The organism is Moraxella caviae (assembly GCF_002014985.1).
Classification (GTDB): Bacteria; Pseudomonadota; Gammaproteobacteria; order Pseudomonadales; family Moraxellaceae; genus Moraxella; species Moraxella caviae.
Genome location: NZ_MUXU01000035.1, coordinates 15,870 through 42,544 on the forward strand (window position 1 = coordinate 15,870; position 26,675 = coordinate 42,544).

The 26,675-nt window shown below is 47.3% G+C and carries 21 protein-coding genes and 2 riboswitches; of the genes, 12 read left to right on the forward strand and 9 right to left on the reverse strand.

The features are described 5' to 3' along the window. Positions 1–442: 442 nt before the first annotated feature. From gcvP to gcvT, 5 genes are all read right to left on the reverse strand, one after another. Complete coding sequence (gcvP, locus tag B0181_RS05625) at positions 443–3,298, reverse strand: aminomethyl-transferring glycine dehydrogenase (RefSeq protein ID WP_371829195.1); 2,856 nt, start codon at positions 3,296–3,298, stop codon at positions 443–445. Between the two features lie 168 nt (positions 3,299–3,466). Further along, entirely contained in the window at positions 3,467–3,847 is a 381-nt protein-coding gene (gcvH, locus tag B0181_RS05635; RefSeq protein WP_078276538.1) for a glycine cleavage system protein GcvH, read from the reverse strand. Between the two features lie 154 nt (positions 3,848–4,001). Continuing rightward, the gene (locus B0181_RS05640) at positions 4,002–4,580 is read right to left on the reverse strand and encodes a hypothetical protein (protein ID WP_078276539.1); all 579 of its coding nucleotides are present in this window, start codon (positions 4,578–4,580) and stop codon (positions 4,002–4,004) included. 17 nt (positions 4,581–4,597) lie between these two features. Then, positions 4,598–4,858: a hypothetical protein gene (locus B0181_RS05645; protein ID WP_143821577.1), complete on the reverse strand. Its 261-nt coding sequence runs from the start codon at positions 4,856–4,858 to the stop codon at positions 4,598–4,600. Between the two features lie 144 nt (positions 4,859–5,002). Further along, complete coding sequence (gene gcvT, locus B0181_RS05650) at positions 5,003–6,103, reverse strand: glycine cleavage system aminomethyltransferase GcvT (protein ID WP_078276541.1); 1,101 nt, start codon at positions 6,101–6,103, stop codon at positions 5,003–5,005. A 104-nt stretch (positions 6,104–6,207) separates the two neighbouring features. After that, a riboswitch (glycine riboswitch) is annotated at positions 6,208–6,350 on the reverse strand. A 17-nt stretch (positions 6,351–6,367) separates the two neighbouring features. Continuing rightward, positions 6,368–6,504, reverse strand: a riboswitch (glycine riboswitch). 5 nt (positions 6,505–6,509) lie between these two features. On the opposite strand from gcvT, the gene B0181_RS05655 reads away from it, so the two are divergent. The 7 genes from B0181_RS05655 to B0181_RS12085 all read left to right on the forward strand — a co-directional run bounded on the left by B0181_RS05655 (position 6,510) and on the right by B0181_RS12085 (position 9,503). Next, entirely contained in the window at positions 6,510–6,722 is a 213-nt protein-coding gene (locus tag B0181_RS05655) for a hypothetical protein (RefSeq protein WP_078276542.1), read from the forward strand. A 70-nt stretch (positions 6,723–6,792) separates the two neighbouring features. Then, positions 6,793–7,113, forward strand: a complete 321-nt coding sequence (locus B0181_RS05660) for a YcgL domain-containing protein (protein WP_078276543.1) — start codon at positions 6,793–6,795, stop codon at positions 7,111–7,113. 143 nt (positions 7,114–7,256) lie between these two features. After that, positions 7,257–7,760, forward strand: a complete 504-nt coding sequence (locus B0181_RS05665) for a hypothetical protein (RefSeq protein WP_078276544.1) — start codon at positions 7,257–7,259, stop codon at positions 7,758–7,760. A 285-nt stretch (positions 7,761–8,045) separates the two neighbouring features. Further along, positions 8,046–8,447: a 30S ribosomal protein S6 gene (gene rpsF / locus B0181_RS05675; RefSeq protein WP_078276546.1), complete on the forward strand. Its 402-nt coding sequence runs from the start codon at positions 8,046–8,048 to the stop codon at positions 8,445–8,447. A gap of 17 nt (positions 8,448–8,464) precedes the next feature. Then, positions 8,465–8,692, forward strand: a complete 228-nt coding sequence (rpsR, locus tag B0181_RS05680; RefSeq protein WP_049235696.1) for a 30S ribosomal protein S18 — start codon at positions 8,465–8,467, stop codon at positions 8,690–8,692. A 16-nt stretch (positions 8,693–8,708) separates the two neighbouring features. Continuing rightward, on the forward strand, positions 8,709–9,185 hold the full coding sequence (gene rplI / locus B0181_RS05685; RefSeq protein ID WP_078276547.1) for a 50S ribosomal protein L9: 477 nt from the start codon (positions 8,709–8,711) through the stop codon (positions 9,183–9,185). A gap of 141 nt (positions 9,186–9,326) precedes the next feature. Continuing rightward, positions 9,327–9,503, forward strand: coding sequence for a hypothetical protein (locus tag B0181_RS12085; RefSeq protein ID WP_158078938.1), 177 nt, complete (start codon positions 9,327–9,329; stop codon positions 9,501–9,503). A gap of 127 nt (positions 9,504–9,630) precedes the next feature. Here B0181_RS12085 and B0181_RS05695 read toward each other — a convergent pair whose 3' ends face one another. Both B0181_RS05695 and B0181_RS05700 read right to left on the reverse strand, forming a co-directional pair. Continuing rightward, the gene (locus B0181_RS05695) at positions 9,631–12,267 is read right to left on the reverse strand and encodes a lipase family alpha/beta hydrolase (protein ID WP_174900344.1); all 2,637 of its coding nucleotides are present in this window, start codon (positions 12,265–12,267) and stop codon (positions 9,631–9,633) included. 339 nt (positions 12,268–12,606) lie between these two features. After that, positions 12,607–13,434, reverse strand: a complete 828-nt coding sequence (locus B0181_RS05700) for a tetratricopeptide repeat protein (protein ID WP_242620098.1) — start codon at positions 13,432–13,434, stop codon at positions 12,607–12,609. A gap of 130 nt (positions 13,435–13,564) precedes the next feature. On the opposite strand from B0181_RS05700, the gene B0181_RS05705 reads away from it, so the two are divergent. Next, positions 13,565–13,759, forward strand: a complete 195-nt coding sequence (locus B0181_RS05705) for a hypothetical protein (RefSeq protein ID WP_078276549.1) — start codon at positions 13,565–13,567, stop codon at positions 13,757–13,759. Between the two features lie 159 nt (positions 13,760–13,918). On the opposite strand, the gene B0181_RS05710 is transcribed toward B0181_RS05705, so the two are convergent. Further along, positions 13,919–15,250, reverse strand: a complete 1,332-nt coding sequence (locus B0181_RS05710; protein WP_078276550.1) for an MFS transporter — start codon at positions 15,248–15,250, stop codon at positions 13,919–13,921. 481 nt (positions 15,251–15,731) lie between these two features. Here B0181_RS05710 and B0181_RS05715 point away from each other — a divergent pair, with 481 nt between their 5' ends. Both B0181_RS05715 and B0181_RS05720 read left to right on the forward strand, forming a co-directional pair. Continuing rightward, entirely contained in the window at positions 15,732–18,980 is a 3,249-nt protein-coding gene (locus tag B0181_RS05715) for an autotransporter assembly complex protein TamA (RefSeq protein ID WP_242620099.1), read from the forward strand. 242 nt (positions 18,981–19,222) lie between these two features. Further along, the gene (locus B0181_RS05720) at positions 19,223–24,289 is read left to right on the forward strand and encodes a translocation/assembly module TamB domain-containing protein (RefSeq protein WP_078276551.1); all 5,067 of its coding nucleotides are present in this window, start codon (positions 19,223–19,225) and stop codon (positions 24,287–24,289) included. Positions 24,290–24,416: 127 nt separating this feature from the next. On the opposite strand, the gene hemP is transcribed toward B0181_RS05720, so the two are convergent. Next, positions 24,417–24,578, reverse strand: a complete 162-nt coding sequence (hemP, locus tag B0181_RS05725; protein ID WP_242620127.1) for a hemin uptake protein HemP — start codon at positions 24,576–24,578, stop codon at positions 24,417–24,419. 423 nt (positions 24,579–25,001) lie between these two features. Here hemP and B0181_RS05730 point away from each other — a divergent pair, with 423 nt between their 5' ends. Together B0181_RS05730 and B0181_RS05735 are read left to right on the forward strand one after the other, a co-directional pair. After that, on the forward strand, positions 25,002–26,078 hold the full coding sequence (locus tag B0181_RS05730; RefSeq protein WP_078276553.1) for an NUDIX domain-containing protein: 1,077 nt from the start codon (positions 25,002–25,004) through the stop codon (positions 26,076–26,078). A 106-nt stretch (positions 26,079–26,184) separates the two neighbouring features. Next, positions 26,185–26,601, forward strand: coding sequence for a hypothetical protein (locus tag B0181_RS05735; protein ID WP_078276554.1), 417 nt, complete (start codon positions 26,185–26,187; stop codon positions 26,599–26,601). Positions 26,602–26,675: the final 74 nt, after the last annotated feature.

A 26,675-nucleotide genomic window follows, 5' to 3' on the forward strand; every position in this document is an offset into this window, starting at 1 on the left:
GGTTCGACAAGCTCACCACGAACGGTTTTTTCATTTATGGTTTGATGCACTCACCATGAATGGTTTTTTAATATCCCATGTATTTTCTGTTCATTTTTAGTTTGCCAAAGGGTAAAAGCTGTAGGCTGGGTTAGCGTAAGCGTAACCCAACAAATTTAAAGACAGCTTCTTAAATTTGTTGGGTTTTTACTCCGTTTAGTTCAACCCACATTTTAAGCTAAAAAACCGCCCATGGTTCGACAAGCTCACCACGAACGGTTTTTTAATTTACGGTTTGGCGTGTCCGCCACAAACGTTTTTAGGGATAACTCATTGAATTTGTTGGGTTTTCGTTTCACTCAACCCAACCTACATCTCACCACCTAACTCAATTTTTACAAACCCATAAAAAACCCAGCCTTTGAAAGACTGGGTTTTTTAGTTGGCTTTAAGAATTTATAAATTACTCTTCATAATTCTCAATGCTTGGGCAAGAGCAAATCAAATTCTTATCGCCGTAGACATCGTCTACACGTCCCACGCTTGGCCAGAATTTATGCGCACGCACATAATCCAGCGGGAATGCGGCATAATCACGGCTATAAGGACGCGCCCACTCATCGGCAGTTACCACGCTTGCGGTGTGTGGTGCGTTCACCAGTGGGTTGTTGTCGCTTGGATATTTGCCAGCTTTAACGTCCAGAGCTTCTTGCTTGATTTGTTTTAAAGCAGCGATAAAACGGTCAAGCTCATCAATGCTCTCAGATTCAGTCGGCTCAATCATCAGCGTACCAGCAACAGGGAAGCTCATCGTTGGTGCGTGGAAGCCGTAGTCCATCAGGCGCTTGGCGATGTCGGTCTCGGTGATGCCAGTTTCTTCTTTTAGCGGGCGAATGTCAATGATGCACTCGTGCGCCACATAGCCGTTTTTGCCTGTGTACAGCACTGGGTAGTCGTCAGACAGTGATTTGGCGATGTAGTTGGCATTTAGTAGCGCACGCTTGGTGGCTGACACCAGACCATCACCGCCCATCATGGTGATGTACATCCATGAGATTGGCAAAATGCTGGCTGAGCCATAAGCCGCTGCTGAAACTGCAGTTTGACCGTCTTTGGCATTAAACACACCTGTTACGCTGTGGCTTGCGATGAATGGCGCAAGGTGCGATTTTAGACCAATCGGACCCATGCCCGGGCCGCCGCCGCCATGTGGGATACAGAAAGTTTTGTGCAGGTTCATGTGTAGCACGTCTGCGCCCACGTCTGCAGGCTGCATTAAGCCCACTTGAGCGTTCATGTTCGCACCGTCCATGTACACTTGACCGCCGTGTTTGTGAATCAAATCACAAATATCACGAATGCCTTCTTCAAACACGCCGTGCGTTGATGGATAAGTAATCATCAGCGCGCCCAGATTTGCCGAATGTTCTTCGCATTTTTTCGCCAAATCGTCCAAATCCACGTTGCCGTTGTCATCGGTGGCAACCACCACCACTTTCATGCCCATCATCTGTGCGGTAGCAGGGTTGGTGCCGTGCGCTGAGCGTGGGATCAGGCAGACATTGCGGTTGGTTTGACCTAGGCTTTCATGATAACGGCGAATCGCCAAAAGACCTGCGTATTCACCAGATGCACCAGAGTTTGGCTGCATACTGATTTCATCAAAGCCTGTGATGGCTTTCAGCTGAGTTTGCAGGCTGTCAATCATTTCAATGTAGCCTTTCACTTCATCGCTTGGCGCAAATGGGTGAACGTTGGCAAACTCATTCCAAGTAATCGGCAGCATTTCGCTCGTGGCGTTTAGCTTCATGGTACAAGAACCCAGCGAAATCATGCTGCGGTTCATCGCCAAGTCTTTGTCTTCCAGCGATTTTAGGTAGCGCAGCATTTGATGCTCGGTATGGTAGCTGCTGAAAGTTGGGTGTGTCAAGATGGCGTCTGTGCGATTTAGATCGCCAAGCACGTTTTCAGCGGTGTCAAGCGCACCTGCTGCACCGAAAAATTCGCACAGTTTGGCAAAGTCGGCTTGCTCGGTCAGCTCGTTAAACGCCACAGATAGGGCGGTTTCGCTGGCACGCCACAGGGTGTAGCCGCTGTCTTTGGCGGTGTTATAGATGCTGTCGGCTTTTGCTTTGTCGCCACATTCTACATACACGGTGTCAAAAAATAGGTCGTGCTTGACGGTGAAGCCAGCGCCTTTTACCGCTTTAGCAAAGGCGACCGCCAATGCGTGAATGCGAGTGGCGATGCGTTTTAGACCTTCGGCACCGTGGTACACTGCGTACATGCCTGCTAGGTTGGCAAGCAAAACTTGTGATGTGCAGATGTTTGAGTTGGCTTTTTCACGGCGAATGTGCTGCTCGCGTGTTTGTAGTGCCATGCGTAGGGCGGTGTTGCCTTGTGCGTCTTTTGATACGCCAATGATACGGCCGGGGGCAGAGCGTTTGTCTTTGTCAGCAAAGGCGAAGTAAGCGGCGTGCGGGCCACCAAAGCCCATTGGAATGCCGAAACGCTGCGTGCTACCAAGGGCGATGTCTGCACCCATTTCGCGTGGTGATTTTAGCAGTACAAGGCTCATGATGTCCGCAGCCACGATGGCGTACGCGCCTTTTGCCTTGACTTTGGCGATGATGTCGGTCAAATCCACCACATCGCCTTCTTTGCCCACATATTGAAAATACGCACCGAAATATTCGCCGCTTTCAGCCGTGGCAAAATCGCCCACCACTACGTCAAATTCAAAATATTTGGCGCGCGTACGAATTACGTCAAGCGTTTGCGGATAAGTGCGCTCGTCCACAAAAAAGACGTTTGATTTAGACTTGCTCACACGCTTTGCCATTGCCATTGCTTCAGCGGCAGCGGTGGCTTCGTCCAGCAAACTTGCGCCTGCCAAGTCCATGCCTGTCAAGTCAATGCACACTTGTTGGAAGTTTAGCAAAGCTTCTAGGCGACCTTGGGCGATTTCGGCTTGATAAGGGGTGTAAGCGGTGTACCAGCCCGGATTTTCTAGTACGTTGCGCTGGATAACTGCAGGTAGGCGAGCGGGGGCGTAGCCTTGACCGATGTAGCTTTTTGACACGGTGATGTTATCCGCCATGGTACGCAGTTTGGCAAGCGCTTCATGCTCGGTGGTGGCGTTTGGCAAATCCAGCGCTTTATTTAGGCGCACGGCTTTTGGCACAACTGCGTCCACAAAGCTGTCCAAGTCATTAAAGCCGACTTTCGCCAAGAGTTTATCTTGTCCGTCTTGTCCGCTTTTGCCCAAATGACGCTCAACAAAGGCGTTTTGGTTGAATAGGGTGTTGAAAGTTGTCATAACCATTCCTTATCTAAGTTTGACATAAAACACAAAATTTGCTCGCCAAATGGTGCGGTTTTTGCGGTTATTTTGGTGATCGCGCGCAACATTGGGCGAAAAAACTTGACTGCAAACCGACTCTTGTCAGTTTGCAGTTTTGTCATCGCTGACTTGGCAGGCTTTAAATTATAGACTGCTTTCGTACTCATCAGCCGTCATCAAACCATCATAATCGGCAGGGTTGCTTGGCTTGATTTTAAAGAACCATGCTTTGCCGTATGGGTCTTCGTTGGCAAGCTCTGGGCTGTCTACCAGCTCTTCGTTGATTTCTACGATTTCACCGCTAATCGGTGCGTACACGTCAGACGCTGCTTTTACGCTCTCAACGACAGCGATTTCGTCATCAGCGCTTACTTCCGCGCCCACTTCTGGCAAGTCAACGAACACCACATCGCCAAGTAGGTCTTGGGCGTGGTCAGTGATACCAACGGTGATGATGCCGTCATCTTCAAGTTTTAGCCATTCGTGGCTGGCGACGTATTTTAGATCGCTTGGGATATTGCTCATGGGGTTTTCTCCTTTGAGTGGTTAAGGTTAAAATTTAATTGTGTAAAGCTTGTGAGTTGGGTTTGTGGTATAAACTTAACGTAATTTAAGAGTTGTTTGTTTTAAAATGTTGATTTTTTCCTTGCTAACCCAACCGATAATTTGGTGATTGGCGTTAATTTGACAAATCGCACATGATTATTGTTTTACTGCTATTTGTTGGGTGTGCAAAAACTTCCATTTCTGGGTATGGATTATCGCCAGATTCACTATAACCTTTTTTAATGTGGGCTTTTTTGCGCAACACCGCTTGTGCTTTAGAATGCGAGGCATTTACAGTAAAGTAATGTATCTGAACACCTGATCCCATTAACCCAAGAAAGCCGATTTCATCCATAGGCAGTCCATAATATGTGCCTTTGACTTTAATTTTGCTTTGGAATAAATTATCGTCCCAGGTTTGACCAAACTCTTTTCCATTGCTGACAATGGAGATGTTTTTTGTTACAGCTGCGCGATATTTGGCTGGCAAAATCAGTTTTTGGGGCTTGTATACGTTTTTGTTTTGCTTCTGGTAAGCGTTGTCCCAATGATCGTAATCTGGAGTTAGGCTCCTGAAGAGATTTTCATTGCTTGGGGTGAAATCACATCCATTTTCCCAGCTTTTAAAAAATGGCGTCCAATCAGGATTGGTATTCGCAAAAGCTGGCAATGATAGTGCGCTCAATAATAAACCAATCGCTAGTTTTTTCATTTTACACCTTCTTAAAACTAAAACCAAATCCCAACAATGCCGCCTGCAATCACCGATAAAATATAAGCCATGCTTAGTATGGTATCTGCTTTTTGCGGATTGACCTGTGTTTTTTGGCAAAGATATTCAAACAACCACACGCCACACACTAAAAATATAAACGGCGTGAAAAATTTATCTTTTACCACAGGATTGTCGCACATTAATGCCATAATCGTATATGCCATGGCATAAGCAAAGGCGATACTGATAGCATTGTTGCTTTTATTTTTTGTCATTGCCGCACCCAATCTTACTAGGTCAAGCAAAGCAAAACCCAATAACTTTAAAAATTCACTTTAAAATACTGAGTTTTGCCTTGCCAGCCCAACCCGTAAGCTGAGCGTTTTATGCAAATTTGCCAAAATTACAGCAAGATTGGCTTAGTCAAACTGCTTCTCACCATTTCTTACAAACGGCAATTTTAGCACACGCACGTCCACTTCTTTGCCGCGCATGATGACTTTGGCGGTGTCGCCTGTAAAGTCAGCTGGCACACGAGCGATGGCGATGGATTGTTTTAGACTTGGGCTAAATACGCCACTGGTGGTTACGCCATTGCCTGCGTCTGTTACCACTTCCATGCCATCACGCAGCACACCACCTTTGCCAGTTTGTAGTAAGCCTACTTGCTTGACTTTCACGCCAGCATTTTTTAGGGCAAGTAGGGCGGTTTTGCCGATGAAATCACGGCTTTCGTTTTTCAAATCTACCGTCCACGCCATGCCAGCTTCTAGTGGGCTGACGTCATCGTTCATATCGTTGCCGTATAGGTTCATGCCAGCTTCCATGCGCAAGGTATCACGTGCGCCCAAGCCACACGGCGCAACGCCTGCCGCTGCCAAGGCTTCGAAAAATTCGTCTGCGGCAGTGGCTGGCAAAATCACTTCCACGCCATCTTCGCCTGTGTAGCCTGTGCGTGCCACAAACCAATCATCGCCCAAATCCACGCCCACAAATGGTTTTAGGGCGTTTACTTTTTCTGCCCAGTCAGGCTTGATAGAAAGCAGCTTTTCAATGGCTTTTGGACCCTGCACGGCAATCATCGCCACATCAAAGCGTGGGGTGAGCGTTACGCCAAATTCTGCGCCAACTTTGGCAAATTGAGCAGAGTCTTTTTCACGAGTTGCGCCATTTGACACGATGCGATAGGCGGTTTCGGCTTCGTTCATGCGATACACAATCAAATCGTCAATCACGCCGCCATTGTCATTGAGCATGGCTGAATACAGTGCCTTGCCCACAAAGCCAAGTTTGGCAACGTCATTGGCAAGCAGTTTTTGGAAAAAGGCTTTGGCGTTATCGCCTGTTACGTCTGTAACCAGCATGTGCGATACGTCAAACATGCCAGCGTCAGTGCGCACGGCTTCGTGTTCGGCAATTTGCGAACCGTAATTGACCGGCAGCTCCCAGCCGCCAAAATCAATCAGCTTGCCGTTAAAGTGTAGATGTGCGTCATATAAAGGGGTGCGTTGTGGGGTCATGGCGTGTTTTCCTTATAATGGGGCGCGCGCAAGTGGCGAAAAATGCCCAAAAATATCCAGTCATCAGCGATATCCTAATCGCTCATGATGACAAGTCAATGAAAAACACCCCATCTGTCCTGTTACCTGAGATTTTCGTCAAGCGGCACAAGTCGCCAAACCTACCGCTTGTCTTTTTCCCTTCGGTGGTGCGCCTGCCAAATCGGTGGAAAAATTTGCCAGCTGCACGCTCTCCAGAGTGGTTAATTTGCCAAGTGCGGCAAATTAAGTTTTTCAGTCCGTTTACCTGAGCGATTATAAGGGGTACATTGCGCCTTCGGTGATTGCTGGGCTATTCGTTTGCCAAACGATTTGTGCAAAATTTGATAAGCCTAAGAACAATTCTCTCCTGAAAAACGATACTATTATGAAAAAAAATGCTACAATTTACAAGCAAAATTTTTACAAAATTGCGATTTTTAGCGTTGGCGATGATTTTTGGATTGATTTGAGCAAAAGGTGTGTGATGAGTGGCTGTTGGTTTATTGGCAATTCATCAGCAAATCACCTTGATAAATTTAACAAAATTTTGATGAATTTTATGAAATCAAAATTGATACAAGTTAAAATAAGTGCTTGATAAACATCAATCAACATCACCAGCATAAAAGCGTTTTTAAGGTTAAAAAGTAAATTTTAGGTAAAAAACCATGCACTGCGACATTTATAAATTTCCCAAAAATGAAGATTGGTATGTGTACATCGCACGTCCAGATTACCCAAATGACACCGATGAACTCAAAGATTGGTTTGCGGTTTTGCCCAGCGAAATCCGTGCCAAACTTGGCTTGGGGCAGTTTGTCATGCACTTGGATTTAGCAAGCAAAGAAAAACTTGCGCGCGCTGACATTGAAGAAGTCAAGGCTAAACTTGCCACACAAGGCTACTATGTGCAAGCGCCGCCAGCGGATATTTTGGCAGCTCAAGCACTTGCCAAGGCAAAGGCTTTGCAGGATAAAAAGTACGATTGATGCGCTTACCAGCTGATGGTTGCCGCTTGATTTGTTGTTTGAACGATGGGGCGGATTGGCGTGTTTATGTGCGTTTGATAAATTTACAGCAATCTTTGCTAAGTTGTGCTAAAATAAGCCGACTTTATTAGAATTGGCATTTTATGGACTGGTTAAAAAATTTATTCAAAAACCTACCGCTTGATGACATCAGCGACCGTTTGGCGGGCTTTTTCATGTGGTGGGCAGAGCTGGTAAAAGACGTGCCAGACACGCAGTTGCCGCTGATTGTCTATGCTACTGGCGTGGCGTTGGTGCTGGTGCTGTGGCTTTTTGTCATGTGGATTTTGCCGCGCCCATTTAAGGGCATGAGCTGGGCGATGGTGGCGGCATTTTTGCTAGCGCCGGGTTCGGCAGCGGGCGATTCAGGCGAGATTGCACCTGCGATTGTTGGGGTGTTTCATGCCTTAATGCTAAAAGATTTCGCCCAAGCGGTGTCGGCATTTTTACCAATTTTGGCGGTGTTTGCTGCCTTGCTATTTTTGGGTGCGATTTGGCAAATGCTGCGCAGCGTGATGGAAGCAAGTTTTGCCAAAACTGCTGAAACTGCGCGCATTCAAGAGTTAAAGCGTCTGAATGAAGAACAGCAAAGCCAGCCAAATCCATGACAAATTGATATTCATGATAAACTTACATTCATGATAAACTTACATTCATGATAAGTTCATGAAAATTCACGATTGACAGCTTGGCAAGCGTTTTAAGATGTTTGCCAAGTTTTGTACGATTTACGCACAACAATTTATACACAAACCAACAAACAAAATCCTTGTTTTTTGCTTTTGATGTGTGTATAATGTGCGCTTTGTTAAATGATGAGCTTGTCTTGTCGCTTTTCAATCTCCTTGCTGTCATGGCATCATGATGGCTGTTTTAATCCGTAGGGAGTCCTTATGAGACATTATGAAGTGGTGCTTCTGGTTCACCCAGATCAAAGCAACCAAGTTGCCGACATGGTAACTAAATACCGTTCTATCGTGGAAGAAAACGGTGGCGCAAACCATCGTTTGGAAGACTGGGGTCGCCGTCAATTGGCTTACCCAATCAACAAAATCCACAAAGCGCACTATGTGCTTTTGAACATCGAATGTAACGACACTACGCTAGCTCAGCTAGAAGAGTTGTTCAAATACAACGATGCGATTATCCGTAGCCTTGTTATCCGCCGTGAAAGCGCTATCACTGAGCAATCACCTTTGGCTAAAGAAGCTGAAGACAAGCGCACTCGCAAAGCCAACCGCCGCAATGACGTTCGCACCGAGCAAGGTGAGAGCGAAGCTGCTGACAGCGAATAATTTTAAGGAGATATATCATGGCACGTTTTTATCGTCGTCGTAAGTTCTGCCGTTTCACCGCTGAAGGCATCACGCACATTGATTACAAAGATGTAGAATTGCTAAAACAATACATCAGCGAAAATGGCAAAATCGTTCCTAGCCGTATCACTGGCACTTCAAACAAATACCAACGTCAGCTAGCTGTTGCTATCAAGCAAGCTCGCTACTTGGCATTGTTGCCATACACCGACAACCACAAGTAATTAACGGAGAAAAATCATGCAAGTTATTCTATTACAGCGTGTCGTTAATCTTGGCAAGTTGGGCGAAACCGTTGAAGTAAAAGCTGGCTACGGTCGTAACTACCTAATCCCACAAGGCAAAGCACTACCTGCAACTGAAGCGAACATCGCTAAGTTTGAAGCGCGCCGTGCTGAGCTTGAAGCCCTAGAAGCTAAAGAGCTAGAAGCTGCACAAAAACGCGCTGACGCATTGGCAGACGTAAACGTAATCATGCGTGCGAAAGCTGGTGATGAAGGCAAGCTATTCGGCTCTATCGGTACTCGCGACATCGCAGACGCTTTGACTGCTTCTGGTCTAGAAGTAGATCGCCAAGAAGTGAAACTGCCTGAAGGTCCATTCCGTCAAGTAGGCGAATACAAAGTAACTATCCAACTTCATCACGACATCTCTGCTGAAATCCTAGTAAGCATTCTGTCAGAAGACGGTCAAGTTGCTGACGCAGACGAAGAATAATTCACATTATTCTATAAGCCCCAAGGCTATTAGCTTTGGGGTTTTTTTGTTTGTGTAATGATTTTTAAGATAAGGGTAATTTTCTTGTGGATAAGCTGGTTTTATACCAAATTTACACCAAATTTACACCAAGAAATGCACATGAAATTACCTAAGATTATTAAGCATGGTAATAAATACCGTGTACAATTTACGAAAGATGGTCAGAGAATTACCATCAGTAAAGATACTTATGAAGCGTGTGAGAAGGCTTTGATTGTTAAGTTTTTTGATATAGTGCTTTTGGTGCGAGTGGTCAAATTTACAGTCGTTACATGAAAATCCCTAAACACTTGGCTTGGGGATTTTTGTTTTGGGCTTGGTTTTTGAGTTTGTTTTTAGGGTTTGGATTGGTTAAATTGCCGTAATTTTAACGCTTAACAGTAAATAAACTGCACCAAAATCATCATTCGCTTGGCAAGCTGATTGGTGCGTTGTTTTGCGCAGCGGTTTTTATATCGTCAAGCAAATCGTCTTGCAAGTTGGTTTTTGTTTTGTCTTTTGATTGCTTGTCATGAGCCGTTTCATCGCTAAAACCGTCAGAATGATTGCTCAAATCGCTGTTAAAATCTTGTTCTAAATCACTGCTCAAATTATTTTCTAAGCCATCTTGAATTTCATCAAAACCGTCTTGAGCGTTGTCAAAATTACTTGATGGAATTGGCGAAGTTGATGATTGATTTTGAATGGGCGAGTCGTCCGTTTTGGTGGTTTGGCTTGGTTTTTTATCGGTGGTGCGATTGTCCGTACCGCCATCTTTGAGATGATTGTGCAAAATGCGGCGCAGTTGCAAGATGGTTTTTGGGTTTTCGTGGGCGTTGTGTCCGCCTGTGATGATGGTTTCGCTGGCAGCACCTGCTAGGTGTGAGCTGCTAAACGGCACAATGCCATCTGACAATCCTGCGCCAACCATATCGCCTGCGCTGTGAGCTTTGCCGTCAATTTCCTGCCCTGTGTGATTGCCAACAATGGTGTGGTAGCGCACGCCATCGCTGATTTGCACGTCTTTGGTCAGTGCAACAAACGATGAGCGATCCGACAGCTGACTTGCGCCATTTTCCAAATACAGCGAACCCAGCAGCGAAGCATCGCCATTGTCGGCATTGGTGAGAATGTCGCCTGCTGCTTTGGTGAGATTTAATGGCAGGCTGATGATGCGTCTGGCGGCGCGGGTGAACCAGCGGTCAGCATAGTCCGTTCCACGAAATGGCGCAGAGATAAAGACGGCTTCGTTGATTTGCGGCAGGGCATGCAAGGTGAAACGCTCGTCAAATTCTTGACCGTATTGTTGCGATAACAAAGTAGCGGTAAATTTGCTGTGCGTTGCTGTATTGCCCGTTTCACTGTTTTGGGCGGCGTCAAGTTCGTTTAGCTTGATGAGCAAATCATCGTCTGACACCAACATTCTGGCAATCACGCCGCCCATGCTGTGCCCAATCAGCACGCCTTGTTGGCTGGCGCGCGCTTTGCCTGTTGGGTCGGTTTGCTTGAACGCTGCATCAATCAATCGCCAAATTTGATAGCGGTTTTCTAAGATGGGCAAGTTGGTGGAGTACGCCACTTGCCACACTTGATAATTATTACGCAGTACAGGGTCGGCAAGCAGATTATTGGTGAGATTGACCCAAGTCGTTGGGCTAGAAGCCAATCCGTGCAGCATGATGATGACTTGCTGCTCAGGATTGTAAGGCGAAAGCATGAACAGCTCAGGCAAGGCGGCTTCATCGCTGGTAGAAAGCATATTCAGCAGGCTGATTTGCTGTAGATTGTTTTCGCTCAGCCAAGTGGCGTAAGTGGCGGAAAAATTCGCCATCAGTGGATAATCTTTGCCCAGAATTGAGATATTTTGGGTTTTATAAGGGTTAAAAAAGTAGGTGTTGAAAGTGCGAGTGGATAGTACATCATCTAGCGTGTCGCCTTGCGGAACGATGACGCCTGTCAGCAGCAAATGCCCCATGTTATGAATGCGTGTGGCGGGGTCGTCTTTGGTGTGCAAGGGCTGCGCTGGCGTTTGGCTTGTGCTTTCGCTGGTTTTGGTTTGTAGGGCGTTTTCAAGGGCGTGTTTGACGCTTTTGGTTTGTCGTCCTTGCAGTGAGCCGACAAATCCCACGCCAAGCCCCGCGCGCGTGCTGGTTACTTGCAGATTTGCCAAGCGATTGTCATAAATGGAGATTAAATCACTTAAAACGTGTTCATCGCCACGATTAAGATTTTGCAGATAATATGGGTCGTTGGCGATGGCAAGATTGAGCGTGTACGCCGTATCGTCCTTGCCTGTGTGCAGCGATGAAACGATGATTTGGTCGTGCGTTTTGTCGTGCGTGTAGCGGCGTTCGTCTTTGGCGTTGGCGAATGCGCCGTCTTGCTGTTTGTAGACTTCGCCGATTAAGGCGTTGATTGCCAAGTGATACAAATCTTGCGCTTTGATGTCGTTGTCTTTGACGAGTGCATTGCCTTGGTTTGTGCGTGCGGTCAAGCTGTCAAAAAACAAATACGCATAGCTGTAGCGAATGGTGTCATACAGTGCGCTTAAGTATTCTCGGCGGCAAGCGTGGTGTTCGGCTTGTAGGCGTGCCAAGACTTCTGGCGCAAGCGGTGCATTGGCATAATAAGGGTCAATGGGCGCACGGTCTGGCGCAAATTGGCAGCGGTCTTGACTTGCCAAATGCAGGGCGCGCGTGTAGCTCATTTCAGCCAAGAGAGCGAGTACTTCTTGGTCAAATTCACCAGAGAAAAATGCGCTTTTTAAGCCGTCCATGCACGCTGTCCAATCCGCCACGCAGTCATCTTGGGTCAAGCCTGCCGACAATAAGATGGACTGGGTAAGATTGCTGACTTGCGCAGCGGTGGTGATGTTGCTGCGTGTGGTTTCAATCACGCGCGCCTGCACTTGCTTAGGCGGAGTAAGACTTGCGCAGCCTGACACGCCAAGCACAGACAGCATGGCAGCGCATAAGGCGAGATTGGTGCGTTTGAAAGTTGGACGCTTGAAAGTTGGACGCTTGAAGGTCGGTCGCAAGGGATTTTTCACGGTGTTTTTCATGGCGATTTTATAAAATTGAATTGACGGCATTGTACAATAAAGTTTGCCAAAAATAAAATGCGCTATGAATATGGCAGGGGGAAAATTAAAAACCGTGCAGTCGGTTTGTTTTTAAATGGCGGTTTTTTTGGTTGTAAAGTTGTGTTTTTTCTTTCCAGTTATGAATTGACAGCCAGCTTATAAATTATTAAACCAACTTACCAAACCAACTTGCCAATCAGCAAAGCTCTATTCACCAAAACTTTATTTTAAAAAAGCAAAAAAAATCCGCAAACGGCTGCTTGCGGATTTTAGATTTATCGTGTTGGTGTTGGCGAGACTGCATTCGCCAAACGCAAATTAACGATAATGTTTTAGATTGATGTTGTTATTGGCGATGCGCCAGATGTAATAACCGCCATTCTCCACGATTTTTACTTGCTCGGCAATCTGTGCGTTGTCAGGATTGGCGGCTTGCAATTTTTTCAAACGGTTTAGCGCGCTGTCTTTTTTGTCGGTCAAAAGGTCAGACTGCGCAAGGCTTTGCTCGGCTTCTAGTGAGCCTTGAGCCGCTGCTTTGTCTAGGTATTTTTTACCTTCTTCAAAGCCGCCACCTTCAGACAGCATGATGCCAAACAGCAAATTGGCTTCTACGTCATTTGGCTGCATTTTTAGCGCTTTTTGCACATGATTTGCCGCGCGCACCGAATAATCTGTGCCAGCGTTTAGGTTGCGCGCGATGCCGTTTAGCTTGGCGGCGCGCATCAACACATCAAAAGATGCGTCAGGCGCATTGGCAAAAGGCTCGATCCAGTCAGACAAATGCTTGGCGTTTTGGGTGGCGAGATATTCGGTGGTGGCATTTGGGAAATTTGGCGGATAGTGGCGTGCGTTTGGCGACACATCAGCGATGAACTCGTCCATCAAGGTGGTGTCAAGCAGCTTTGTGCCTGCGGTGTTGGCAGGGGTCAGCACGGTGTCAATCACTTCCACATTTGCCAGCTGCACTTTTGGCGTTGGCAGATTGCGCACCGAAGTTTTTAGCAAGTCGGCAGCGTCTGAATAAGTAACGGTGGTGGTAATCTCGCCACGCATGGCAGGGCTTTCGTAGCGTACGGTGTTGGCGTGGGCGGTCAAGCTGCCAAGCATAAGCGCAAGAGCAAGCGTGATTTTGGTGCGTGTCATCATGAAAAATCCTGTAAAACTGTCAGAAAAAGTGCGCAAAATTTACCCTAAGATGGGCAATTTTGCAAGCGGTTTTTCAAAAGGGTTGGTGGATAATTTATAAAACTTTGGTTTAAAGCTGTGGTTTAAAATTATGGTTAAAGCCGTTGTTAAAATTGTGATTAAAATTTGGACTAAAATTGCGATAAATTTTTTAAGAATGATAACAGATTATTATTTGCACTGTGGTAAATTTTTATGGGCTTTTGCGCCAAAAGATTTCTGTAAATTTGCAAATTGTAATTTTGTGTTGTTAGCGGATTGTCAGTTTGGCGGTGCTGGTCGTTAAGAATTGCAATTTGTGCCAAAACTTGCACTAAAACTTACACCGAAACGTGTGAAAAAACGCCCTTGAAATCTTAGTTGCCAGTCGTTTTAATTTGTGCTTTGAAAGATGTAACTGCTCAAATTTACGCTGGTTTTAATTTACGATTTCAAGGGCGGATATTTACCAAATCATGCCGTCATCTTGCGCCATTTGCATACTGTGTTCGTATTGCTTGAGTTTGCGGTACAAAAACACGCCAAACAGCGCATTTAGCACGCCCGTGATGAAAAATAGCTCAGGCAAATCAAAGCCAAGCACGGTCAGTACTAAGATGGCGAAAATTGCCGAGCCGACCATAAAAATGGCGTTGAAAATGTTATTTGCGCCAATCACGCGCGAGCGATGGCTGACGGGCGCATAAGCCTGCATAAAAGCGTACAGCGGCACGATGTACACACCGCCAGAAAGACCCAGCAAAAACAGCGCGGCGCACACTTGCCATACGCCATCAAACGCCAAAAGCTCAGCAATGCCAAAGCCTGCCGCATTGGTGCTGGTGATGTCAAGATTGTGCAGCGCAAAGTACAAGCCGATGGCAAAAATCGTCAAACCTGCAATGCCAAAGGGCAAAAGGCGCAGGCTGACTTGGTTTTTGGTGAGCGTCTTACACAGCAGCGAGCCGATGGCGATGCCCACCGAAAACAGCGTCAAAAGCAAAATCACCACGCTTTCGTTGCCATGCAAAATCACTTTGCTAAATTCTGGCGTTTGCGTCAAGAAAGTTGCGCCATAAAACCAAAACCAGCTGTTGCCCAAAATCACAAAAAACAGCAGCGGCAAACTGCGCAAATAACGAATCAGCGACAGTGTGGTGCGCCCAATGTGATAATCCACGTCAATATCGGCAGCGTGCGGTGGCGTGTGCGGCACAAATTTAGCACTAATAAAGCCCAGCACGGCAATCAGCACCGTGGCAGCGGCAAGCCAATAAGTGGCGTTTGACAGCTGCGTTAGCACGCCTGCCGCCATCATACCCGTCAAAATCGCAAGGCTTGTGCCCGTCTGAAATAAACCATTTGCGCCAACCAATTCGTCTTTTTTCATCGCTTCTGGCAAATAGGCGTATTTAATCGGCCCAAAAAAGGTGGAATGTGTTCCCATCAAAAACAGCGCCACAAACAGCAGCCAATACCATTCAAAAATAAAGCCAACCGCTGCAAACAGCATGATGACGATTTCTAAAAGTTTAATGCCTTGCGTCAAGCGAGATTTTTCGTATTTATCAGCGATTTGCCCAGCGAGTGCCGAAAATAAAAAATACGGCAAAATAAACAGCATTGCTGCAAGGTTGTTGAGCAGGCTGACCGCCATGCCGAGCTTAGCAGCAGCGGTGTAGGTCAGCACCAAAATCAAGGCTTGCTTGAACACATTGTCATTGAACGCCCCTAAAAACTGCGTAAAAAACATGGCGCTAAAGCGGCGGTGCTTAAATAAAGAAAACTGAGAAGCCATAAAAAGGTTTCCAAAAATGATTTGATGTTATTATAAATTGGGTTTTGCCACGCTACCGCACAAAAGATGGGAAAAGATGTATTTTAAATCTTGGTTATAAACATCTGCTTACAAATTGATGAATGAATTGGCGAAGTTTTGCTTGGGATTTGTCATTCATGCTGCGCCCATCAGCTTGGCAAGTGCGCAATGTTTGCTATAATAGCAAGGTTTAGGCTTGGCGTGAAGTTTTGATACAAATGTTTACTAAAAATTTGGCATGGCGCATCTGGGAAATGGCATATTATTGAGTGCGATTGTCATTTGTGAAAAATTTGCGATTTTGTCATAAAGTCGGTAAACTTGTAAAAATGGTGTGCCTGTACGGTTTTGTGGTTTTATTTGGCTTGAGCTTAGCTGTGGCTTGAATTCGATTTGGGCTTAAATTTGGCGTTTTGCGCGGGTTTGGTTTTTTGGCTTTAGGTTTATTATTGTTGATGTTATGAAAACACGTCGTTTGACACCCTTGATTGATGGCGAGATTGCAAAGATGAGCGGCATTGGCGCGCGTCATTTAAAACGCAGCACGCTTGCGCTGTCTGTCTTTGCGGCGGTGTCGCTTGCCTGTGCGCCTGCGATGGCAAATGATGGGGTGAATGATACTCTTACGTCAAATGACGGCAAGGCTAACGCTAAAATTCATGCCAAAAATTCAGCCAGTAATCTGGTAAATAATCCAGCAACCAATCCAGCGGATAACACCCAAGTCGCCATTCAAAAAACAACTCAAGAAGCCACTCAAACAACTACCCAAGAAAACACCGAGCCATTACAAGATTTTCGGCTGTACACGCCAGAGCAGATTGAAAACCGACTAAAAGCGGCAAGCCAAGACGGCAGTTTTTATCGCACGGCGGATAATGCTAGGCTGGGTGATGACACAGAGTTGCCATCTGTATCAAATTTGCCAGCTGTGCCAAACTTGTCAAGCGATGCGGCAGGCGTGATGAGTGCTGAAAGTCGCACGAACTCCGTGCAAATAAAGCAGCAGTTAGAACAACCAGTAGAGCAGCAATCCACACAAGCAGAACAGCCACAAACGCACATTTTTGAAAGCAGTGCGCCCATTTCACGCATTGGCAGTACGGACGCACCGCTTGGGCTTGACGTGGCGGCAATTACCGAAATTCCCACGCCTGACACGCTGACAACGCTTGGCGTGGCTGATGAAACATCGCAAACTGGACTAGACCCAAACGCCTACATTCCAAACTATGAGCGCACCAACGCACAAAAAAGCGAACCTGTCATAGAAGTGGACGAAATTAAACAAGATGGCGTGCTTAAAAAACTGTACGACCGTGTGTTTAATGATGGCGTGAGCAGCGTGCCAAAATTGGGCGTGCATTTTTATACGGTGTCTGATGAGCCAAATGCGCAGGCGAATGCAGAAAACTTGGGCAATTCGGATAATTCGGACAGCTTAATCAAGCTAAAACGCAGCGAACTCAAACAAGAACCGTACGCCAACATCAAAGCCGCGCTTGGTGAGATGACGGCAGACAGCGTGGCGGATTTTCGCAGTGCCTTGCCACGCCTTGCCCAAGCAGTACGAGCAGCGGCGCGTGCGGTGGGTTATTATGATGTGCAAATGCGCATCGCCAAGGCAGGTGCTGGCGAAGTGAACATCATCATTGATGATGTGGGCGAGCCTGTGCGTGTGGCAGCGCAAGTGATGGAAGTGCGTGGCGATGGCGCACATGATGAAGCGTACCAAGAAGCGGTGTCAAAAGCGATTTTGCAAGAAAATGACGTGTTTAACCACGGCAAATACACCCAAAGCAAAAGCGCCATTGAAGATGTGAGCGGTGAGCATGGCTATTTTGATGGACGCTGGCTGAACAGCTCAGCGGACGTGGTTTTGCCTGACAACATCGCTGATGTGAGCTTGGTGTATGACACAGGCACGCAGTACGAATTTGACAATGTGGTGTTTTTCACCTTTGATGATGAGACGCGCGAGCTGACGACCGATCCAGATAAATTGCCCGTCAAGCCAGAATTGCTTAAAAAACTGGTAACTTTCCAGATGGGCGATGCGTACAATCGCACCACCACAAGAAATCTGTCCAACAGCCTTTTGGCGACTGGCTATTTTAATGCGGTGAATACCGAAATCATCTTGCCATTGCAAACCCAAGAAGAAAACGGCATTGCTTTTGAGTCTGCGCGCGATAAAACAGGCAATCAGGCAAGTGCTAACGCTGACAGCAGTGCGCAAAATTTAGACTCTAATTTGGGCGTAAATTTGGGCATGAATTTAGACGCAAATTCAAACGCAAACCAAAACACCGACCCAAATTCAACGTTGCCAGATGGCGCACAGATGGTGGATTTGGGCGATGGCGTGAGTGCGATTGCGTCGCCCATTGAATTTAGCACATCGCAAGTCATTCAAGACAAGCTGGCTTTGGTGAGTAAAAAAGCCACGCAGTTGTATAATTCGCCAGACGACCGCTTGCTTGCCATTGACAGCAGCAGTAAAAACACCAGTATTCTTGGGCGAATCAGCGATGCGGTAAGCCATGTGGCGAAGATGATTTTGCCTGATGAATCTGGCGATGAATTGCCGCAGCTTGACGGTGAGCCGCCAGTGCTTGCCAACAAAAAAACCGCACAGCAGGTTTATGAAGATAAAAAAGTGCCGCTGTATGTGTTTGTGATGGCAGATAAACCAAGAGACGCACAAATCGGTGTGGGCTGGGGCACGGACACAGGCGCGCGCTTAACCACCAAATTTGAGCATAATTTGGTGAATCGTAATGGCTTGCAGATTGGCTCTGACATTCGCCTTTCTGAAGATAGAAAAGGCGTGGATTTGTACGCTTCTCACCCTTTGACACACCCTTTAAACGACAAGCTCAACGCCACGCTCAGCTATGATGATGAGACGATTGATAAAGGCGAAGGCAGCTTTGATTTGCGCTCACGCACGCTCAAGCAAAGCATTGGGCGTAACATCGTCAATGAAAATGGCTGGAATCGCAGTTATTGGCTGCGTTATCGCTTGGACGAGCTGGAAACTGGCGCGCCGATTGAGTCTTGGGGTGATTTGCCTGTCAAATTCTTGGACGGCAAACCTACTCAAGAAGCCGTGCTGCTTGGCGGCTCACTGAGTAAAACGGTGGCGGATAATTTAGCCAACCCAATGCGTGGCTATCGGCAGTATTATTCGCTAGAAGCAGGCTCACGCCAGCTGATGAGTGATGCGGACATGGCGATTGCGCGTGCTGGCATTGGCGGTGTGTACAGTTTTGGTGATAATGCTTATGGCAAAAACCGCGCCCATCAGCTGATTGGCAGCGTGAATGCTGGCTATTTGTGGGCGGATAATTTTGATGACGTGCCTTATAAATTGCGCTTTTTTGCAGGTGGCGATCAGTCGATTCGTGGTTATAATTATGAAAGTTTGTCGCCTTTATCGTCAAGCGGCTATCTGACTGGCGGTCAGGCGTTGGCGGTGGCAAGCGGCGAGTACAATTACGAAATCATGCAAGATGTGCGCCTTGGTGTGTTTGCTGATGTGGGCAATGCTTATGATAAAAACTTTAGCAACGATACCAAAGTCGGTGCAGGCGTGGGCGTGCGCTGGGCTTCGCCTGTGGGGCAGGTGCGAGTAGATGTGGCAACGGCTGTGGGCGAAAAAGACAATCCGATTAAATTGCACTTTTTTATAGGTACACCGTTTTAATGTTTGATTTTGTAAGCTTATCAAAGGGCTAAAACCTTGATGGCGTGATGTGCTTGCCGTTCGGTTTTGATTGAGCGCAACTTTTTGAACAGCTGTTTTAAACGATTGCCACCCAAATAAATATCAAAAATAAAAACCTTGGCGCAAATTGACAAGCGGCTTGCTGGTATTTGCTAGATTTGCCAAAACTTGTCAAAATTTGCTAAAAAATTAGCCAAAATAAAGGATTTAGTGAGTATAACATGACGCAGAGTGATTCACCGAATACAAACACCGCAGACCGCACGAAGTCTGTGGCGAATACGCCTGCGTCTGTGTCTGACAATCACACCGAAGACGCACAGCACGCCAGTCCAAATATCGGTTCAAATACCAGTTTAAACACCAATCCAAACGGCAAACCGCCTAAAAAACGCTCACGTTTGCTCGTGTATTTGCTGCGGTTTTTGATTACGGCTTTGGTGGTGTTGGCGCTGATTTTTGTGCTGCTGTTTTATGCGGTTGGCACCGAAGGCGGCACGAAGTTTTTATTGGAAAAAATCGCCCTAGAGACAGGCACGCAGCTAAAATACAGCAAGGGCGATTTGCGCCGTGGCGTGTGGGTGCAAGACGTGGCAATCACCCAAGGTGAAGACATTGAAGTGCGAGTGAATCGTGCTTATGTGCAGCTGGGCTGGCGTGCGGTTTTTGCGCGGCAGGTGCATTTGACGAGTGCGCAAGTTGATGAAGTGGAAGTCATCAATCATAAGCCGTCCACAGGCGAGCCGTTTGATTATGCCACCATTGATTTGCCTGTTTCGCTGCGTTTACAAGACACCAGCGTCAAAAAGGTGCGCTACGCCCAAAAAGGCAGCGAGCCTGTGCTTTTGTACGACATTCACGCCAAGCAAGCGCTGTGGAGCGGTACGGACGTGGAGCTGACGGACGCTGCCTTGACTTATGATGATAATGTCAAAGTGCAAAACGCCACAGGTAAGATTGCTTTGACGGGCGATTATCCGCTGTCGGCAGTGGCGGACGTGTCGGTAAAAGCGATTAACGATGTGTATTTTGACACCTTGAAAGTCAAGGCGCACGGCACATTAAAGCGCACGGCAGGCACGTTTACCAGTCGGTACAATGAGCATAATATTCGTGGTGAATTTGTGGCGCAGGGGCTGGATGCAGGTGCGCCATTTAGTGCCAAATTAGAATTTGATGAAGTGGTGCTGCCTTACGCCACCGAGCAGCACATCACTCTAAAAAACGGCATGATTACTGCCGATGGCGTGATTGAGCGCATTGATTTGCGTATCAATGCCGATTTGAGCGCCAAAGACATTCCAAGCGGTCGCTACCGTGGGCGTGGCGTGGTGTATCATGACGGCATGGACATTCCGCTTTTGGTGGCGGATACGCCAAATGGCGTGCTGAGCGCGCGCGGCTCAATGTCTTGGGCGGACGAATATGAGCTGGATGCGGTGCTAAGCGGTGATGGCTTTTTGGTGCGCAACGCCATGCCTGCTGAGTACAAGGATTACGAAGCCTATTTGCCAAAGACGCTGACGGGCGATTTGGGCGTGCGCTATTTTTATTTGGATAAAAATACCAACGAAACACGCTTTGAATTTGACCTAAATCAAAAAGATGGCGAGCAAATCATTGCCACCATCGCCCAGCCACAAGACAGCGGCGATGCACCGTGGCGCATTGATGCGTCTTGGCGTAATTTGGTGCGTGCTAATGTGCCAGACATTGAGCGCATCAATTCACCGCACGGCAAGGCGAACATCGTTTTGGCAGAAGGACGCACGCACATCAACGCTACGGCAAATATCCGTGAGTTGTCGGCAGCACCGAGCGGTGATTATGTGGTGCAAGCCAACATTGAAAAAGGCGAGCGCATTCATCTGACGGATTTTTCGTACCAAGGCGAGATTGGCGAGCTTGATGGTACAGGCGTGATTGATTTGGCGAGTGTCAGCCAGCCGTTGCGTTGGCAATTTGACATCAATACCCCAAAGCTGATTCCGAATGCTTATTTTGGCAATCCAAACGAAACGCCGATTCATACGCTGGCAGGGCGTGTGGTGGCGCACGGCAGAATGCGCAGCGGCAAAGAAGACACGCACGAAATTTGGCTGGACGATACGGATTTGACCGCCACGCTTGATGATGGCGAGACGGTAGGTTTTTCTGGCACGGGCAAGGCGCTGCTGCGTTTACAAGGCGGTGATGTGCGCCATCTGGACGCTGCGCTTGATGGCAAAGTGCGCCAAAGTTATCTTAGCGATGTGGACATACAAAACGTCAAGGCGCACGCTGTGGGTGATTTGAGCGCACTACAAATCCGCACGCTTGATGTGGCGAGTAACGCAGGTAAAGCACAAGTGAGTGGCAAGCTGTCATTGGCGCAGGGCGTGGATTGGGATTTGAAGGCAAATCTTGATGGCATTGACACCGCCAAATTTGCTGGCAGTGCTGCACCGAGCAAAATCAGCGGTGCGCTTGACACCAAAGGCGGCTATCGTGATGGTAAATTACACCAAGTGCAAGCGAAATTTGACGGCACGGTGGATAATGATAAGTTGCCAAGTGGTGCGCTTGTCTTTGATGTGTCTGGGCATGGCACACGCCTTGACATTACAGAGCTGCACCATTCAGGCGAAGCGGGTGATTTGCAGGCAGCAGGCTGGTTTGACATTAGTAACGGCTATGCGTGGGACATCACGGCTGCGATGAAAAACCTAAACGCAGGCGTGTTTGCTAAGGATTTGCAAAGCGATTTGACAGGCGGTCTGCGCACCCAAGGCAGCTGGCGTAACGGCTCACAAAAAGTGCAGATTGATGAGCTAAATATCCAAGGCGTGCTAAATAGCCAGCCATTTTCAGCAACGGGCACGCTAGAAGCAGACCTTGCTTTGCCAGATGACATCAGTGCTTATTTAAATTCTTTAAAAACTCGCACGCCAAAAAATGCCGATGAGCTTTTGGCAATGCGCAGCCGCCTTGACGATGGCGCACGCCGTACCCAGAGCATCATTCGCACGCTAAATGCCGAGCATCTAAACATCCGCCTTGGCAACAACGAGCTTGCCATGAACGGCACCAAGCATGAGCTGACCACAAGTCTAAACGTCAGCGATTTAAGCCAAATCATTAAAGACGCACGCGGTACGATTAAAGGCGGCGTGATTTTGATGGACGATGGGCGCTCACTGCCGACTTTGTATATTGACGCTGCGGCAAATGGTGTGCGCACGGCAAATTTCATCATTCAAGATGCACGCGCGCTTGGTAAGATTGTCAATTTGGGCAATTCGGACAGCCAGCTGTTATTAGAAGCCAAAAACGTGATTTTGCTTGGGCGAGTGATTAACGCTGTGCGTGTGGATTTTAGCGGCACTGAAAGCCAGCATACTTTGGCTTTAATGACCAAAAATCCAGACATTGAAGCGCGCGCCAAAGTAGAAGGCAGCCTAGACCGTAAAACCATGCGTTATCATGGCATCATTGGTGATGGGCGTATGCAAACGCCGTTTGGTGTGCTGTCTCAGCGTCAGCCAGCCGAATTTGGCTACAGCATTAACGACACCAGCCTACAAGTGGCGGCGCACTGCTGGCAGACGATGAGCCAAAACGGCACAGGTTCTTTGTGCTTGCAAGACACGCTCAATTACACCAAAAACAGCGGTAATGTGAACCTTGTGGTGCAAGACATTGACACGTCTGTGTTTTCGCCGATTTTACCAAGCGACATTCAGTGGTATTCTACGCTAAATGGCAAGGTGCAAGCCACTTGGCAAAATAACGCCAATCCAAGCGTCAATGCCGTTTTGTATTCGGACAATGGACGCATTGGGCTAAATCAAGAAGACGCAGGCTATGTGGAGCTGCCTTATGAGCGTGCGTCTATCATCGCCCAAAGTGTACCGACAGGGCTAAAACTGCGCGCGGACGTGGCAGGCTCGGCAGGGCGTGGCTATGCCGATGTGGTGCTTGACCCTTATAAAGATGGCAAGCCGATTTCTGGTGCGCTTGTCGCCAATGAGATGAATTTGGCGGTGCTGCGTCCGTTTTTCCCAGAATTACAAGCACTGTCTGGCACGGCAAACTTGGCAGGCGGTGTGGGCGGCACGCTGACAAAACCGCTGTTTTATGGCAATGCCAGTCTAAGTGATGGCAGACTTGCCATTGCTGGCTTGCCAGTGAATTTAAATGACATCAACTTGACCGCAAGCATTCGTGGCACGAACGCTGTGCTTGATGGCGGTTTTATGAGTGGCGATGGTAAAGGCGTGCTGACAGGCGAGCTGGATTGGCAGCATAAAACCCAAGCGCGCGTGCGCATTTCTGGCGAAGAGCTGGACATCGCAAGTCCGCCGCTGTTGGTGGCGAAAGTTAGCCCTGATGTGGAAGTCATTGTGCGTCCTGATGAGCGCTATGTGAACGTGCAAGGCGTGCTGAGCGTACCATCGGCAACCATTCGTCCGCCTGAAGCCAGTGCGACCATTACCACCGAATCGCCTGACGTGTCGGTGCTTGACCGCCGTGTGTCTGGCAATGTGGAGCAGATTTTGGCGGTGGTTGAGCCTTGGAACATCAATGCCGACATCGGACTTGATTTGGGCAGTGATGTGTCGTTTCGTGGTTTTGGCGCAAAATTACCACTGGCAGGTGCGCTGCACATCACCCAGCAAGGACAAGGCGCAGCCCAAGCGCTTGGCGTGGTGCAAGTATCACAGCGCACCAAGATTGACGGCATTGGGCAAAATCTTGAGCTAAATTATGCGCAAATTCGTTTTAATGGTGATTTGTTAAACCCACGCCTATCCATTGAAGCAGAAAAAGAAGTGGAAGGGCAAACGGTGGGCGTGCGCATCAAAGGCACGGCAGAAAAACCAGACATCACCGTCTTTAATGACGCAGGGCTGACCGAGCAGCAGGCGATGAGCGCCATTGTAACAGGCAGAATCAGCGAGTCCAACGATTCGCAAATCTCTGAGCAGGGTTTTCGCTCGCAAGTTACCAACAGTCTAGCGGCAGCAGGCTTAAGCCTTGGTTTGTCTGGCACACGCAATCTCACCAACCAAATCGGCCGTGCCTTTGGACTTGATAGCCTAACGATTGACGCATCTGGCAACTCAGACGACACCAACGTCAATGTAACAGGATACATCACGCCAGATTTGTATATCCGCTATGGCGTGGGCGTGTTTAATGCCGAATCCACGCTGTCCATGCATTATCAGCTGACACGCCGCATTTATATTGAAGCGGCAAGCGGTGTGGAGCGCACGGTGGACGTGATTTATCGCTGGAAATTCTAGGATTGGGCTGTAATTTGCCAAGTAAAAACTAAACGCTAAAAATTAAGCGTTAAAAACCAAAAAGCACCACAAATGGCGGTGCTTTTTGGCTTAAAGACGGTTTGTTTTAGGTTTATTGTTTGAAAAATTATTTGGTTAAAATCAAGCGGTTATTGCGCGTCAAACGCAGACGGTATTCTTCGCCTTGATGTTCAATGCGCACTTCTTTGGTGAGCGCAAAAAGATTTTGCGAGTGCAGCGTTGGCAGGCGTGTGTTTTCACGGTTGCTAAAATAGCGAGCGATGGTCATTGTCATGGCAAATCTCCTTTTGTGGGTAAGTCGCCCAAACGCTTGGCTTGGGCGTGCTGGCGTTTAATGGGTGTGCTTGGTGGAGTGATTGTGCGTTATTTATAAAATCACTCTCATCAAGCAATAACTATTATTTACAAACGGTAATAATTATCATTTGTGATAATACTAACAAACTTTTTGGCGATTGTAAATATCAATTTTAAAATTTTGTTGGGTAAATCGTTTGATTTGGGTTGGGTTTTTCGCTGGCCTAGCTTGCAATCCTTGTAAAGAAATCGTAAGTTAGGTTGAGTTTGCGAAAACCCAACGTTTGCAGCGGTACTTATCTATAATTGTTGGGTTACGCTTCACCAACCCAACTTACGATGCTAAAAACAAACAAAACTCTAAAATCAAATTTAAAATACAAAAAGGGCAAATATGAAAGAAATCAACGTGGCGGTGGCGGTTTTGTGCTTTGATGGTGGGCAGTTGGGCGATGAATTTTTGGTCGCCAAGCGGCTCATGCACCAGCATCAAGGCGGTAAACTCGAATTTGTTGGCGGTAAAATCGAGCCAAATGAGACGGCACGAAGCGCTTTGGTGCGAGAAGTGGCAGAAGAGCTTGGGCTTGACATCAGCGCAAATTTGGCTGTGCGCATGGGCGTGATTCGCCATGAATACACCGATGACGCTGGGCGTGCGGATAAAAAAGTTGCTTTGCACGTTTTTAAAGTCATGCTTGATTTATCACAATATAAAACCTTTAAAAATCAACAATTTGGCAAAGATGGACAAGTGCTGTCATGGCTAAGCACGGACGAACTGCACGCCAAAAAAGATGAGTTTCCAGCGGCAAATGCACGCATTTTTGAGTGGCTCAAATTGCCGCAGTATTTGGCGATTTCACAGCCTTTGGCAAATTTTACCAGCGTGCAGCAATGGGCAGAGCATTATGCTAAGGTGTGCGAACATCGCCAAAATGCGCCGCTGTATGTGCGTTTGCAAGCAAGCATAAGCGATGAGCGTGCGGCGATTGAAGCTGTAGCGAAAGTAACGGCTGGCGGAGCGTGTCGGTTGATTGTGCCGCTGTCAAATTTTTTGGCGTATCAGGACAAGCTGTCGCAGGCGGCGCGTGCGCAAATCGTGGCGTTAAAATTAAATCACGATGAGCTGATGACGGCAAAGGCGCAGGATTTGGTGCAGAATTGGGCGGTAGATTTGCCGATTTTGGCAAGCTGTCATGACGCACCAAGCATTCAAAAAGCCAATGCGCTGGCAAGTCTTTCTGTGGCTGAAGGCAGGGGCGCAGGGCTTGTGGCGATTTTGCTTTCGCCAGTTTTGCCGACTGCTACACACCCAGAAGCGGCTGGCTTGGGTTTTGAGCGATTTGGTGAATTGGCAGGGCTGAGCGATGTGCCTGTGTTTGCGCTGGGCGGCTTAAAACCTGATGATTTGGCGCAGTGCCAAGCGTATGGCGCATGGGGCGTGAGCGGCATTCGTGGGTTTGGGGGTTAAATTATTAAAATATTTTTTTATAAGGGCTTTACCCCCCCCCTATAATTTGATAAGATGGGCATGCCGCTTAATCTGTCATCAAATCTGGTTTGTCAAAGGAGTATTTATGAAATCAGCCATGTTTAAATCGTTAGTTTTGGCGACAGCAACTGTAACGATGTTTGCTGCCACGCCAGCTTTTGCAAATAATACAGCAAAAATTAATGTAGTAAAGCGGGTGTACGCAGGCGGTGATGAAATGGATAATTTATATCGTAACGCCACGGGCAATTTACAAAAAGCTATGAATAGCTATTATCGTAATGATTGGGATATTGGTTGTGCTGAAGTAGCTAGCATATTACATCCACAAGACTATGGATCTATTAAATATAGCATGCAGGGTAGTAATGTGGTGCGAGCCAGTTTTGATGGTTCTTCCCATCATTATTTTACCTTGGTTAAGCAAGGTAGTGGCTATAAGATTAGTAATGTACGACATGGTTCAGATAATATGGTGTCGGATATTAAACGTTATTGCTGATAATTAGGCGGTTATGGATTGTTAAAATATAAACCACAACCGCTTAATTGACAAAACAGAGCAAATTTTTCCAA

What these genes read in the sequence shown, in the direction of transcription:
- gcvP (WP_371829195.1), bottom strand. Translation starts at nt 3,298, where the DNA reads ATGACAACTTTCAACACCCTATTCAACCAAAACGCCTTTGTTGAGCGT.
- gcvH (WP_078276538.1), bottom strand. Translation starts at nt 3,847, where the DNA reads ATGAGCAATATCCCAAGCGATCTAAAATACGTCGCCAGCCACGAATGG.
- B0181_RS05640 (WP_078276539.1), bottom strand. Translation starts at nt 4,580, where the DNA reads ATGAAAAAACTAGCGATTGGTTTATTATTGAGCGCACTATCATTGCCA.
- B0181_RS05645 (WP_143821577.1), bottom strand. Translation starts at nt 4,858, where the DNA reads ATGACAAAAAATAAAAGCAACAATGCTATCAGTATCGCCTTTGCTTAT.
- gcvT (WP_078276541.1), bottom strand. Translation starts at nt 6,103, where the DNA reads ATGACCCCACAACGCACCCCTTTATATGACGCACATCTACACTTTAAC.
- B0181_RS05655 (WP_078276542.1), top strand. Translation starts at nt 6,510, where the DNA reads ATGAAAAAAAATGCTACAATTTACAAGCAAAATTTTTACAAAATTGCG.
- B0181_RS05660 (WP_078276543.1), top strand. Translation starts at nt 6,793, where the DNA reads ATGCACTGCGACATTTATAAATTTCCCAAAAATGAAGATTGGTATGTG.
- B0181_RS05665 (WP_078276544.1), top strand. Translation starts at nt 7,257, where the DNA reads ATGGACTGGTTAAAAAATTTATTCAAAAACCTACCGCTTGATGACATC.
- rpsF (WP_078276546.1), top strand. Translation starts at nt 8,046, where the DNA reads ATGAGACATTATGAAGTGGTGCTTCTGGTTCACCCAGATCAAAGCAAC.
- rpsR (WP_049235696.1), top strand. Translation starts at nt 8,465, where the DNA reads ATGGCACGTTTTTATCGTCGTCGTAAGTTCTGCCGTTTCACCGCTGAA.
- rplI (WP_078276547.1), top strand. Translation starts at nt 8,709, where the DNA reads ATGCAAGTTATTCTATTACAGCGTGTCGTTAATCTTGGCAAGTTGGGC.
- B0181_RS12085 (WP_158078938.1), top strand. Translation starts at nt 9,327, where the DNA reads ATGAAATTACCTAAGATTATTAAGCATGGTAATAAATACCGTGTACAA.
- B0181_RS05695 (WP_174900344.1), bottom strand. Translation starts at nt 12,267, where the DNA reads ATGAAAAACACCGTGAAAAATCCCTTGCGACCGACCTTCAAGCGTCCA.
- B0181_RS05700 (WP_242620098.1), bottom strand. Translation starts at nt 13,434, where the DNA reads ATGATGACACGCACCAAAATCACGCTTGCTCTTGCGCTTATGCTTGGC.
- B0181_RS05705 (WP_078276549.1), top strand. Translation starts at nt 13,565, where the DNA reads ATGGTTAAAGCCGTTGTTAAAATTGTGATTAAAATTTGGACTAAAATT.
- B0181_RS05710 (WP_078276550.1), bottom strand. Translation starts at nt 15,250, where the DNA reads ATGGCTTCTCAGTTTTCTTTATTTAAGCACCGCCGCTTTAGCGCCATG.
- B0181_RS05715 (WP_242620099.1), top strand. Translation starts at nt 15,732, where the DNA reads ATGAAAACACGTCGTTTGACACCCTTGATTGATGGCGAGATTGCAAAG.
- B0181_RS05720 (WP_078276551.1), top strand. Translation starts at nt 19,223, where the DNA reads ATGACGCAGAGTGATTCACCGAATACAAACACCGCAGACCGCACGAAG.
- hemP (WP_242620127.1), bottom strand. Translation starts at nt 24,578, where the DNA reads ATGACCATCGCTCGCTATTTTAGCAACCGTGAAAACACACGCCTGCCA.
- B0181_RS05730 (WP_078276553.1), top strand. Translation starts at nt 25,002, where the DNA reads ATGAAAGAAATCAACGTGGCGGTGGCGGTTTTGTGCTTTGATGGTGGG.
- B0181_RS05735 (WP_078276554.1), top strand. Translation starts at nt 26,185, where the DNA reads ATGAAATCAGCCATGTTTAAATCGTTAGTTTTGGCGACAGCAACTGTA.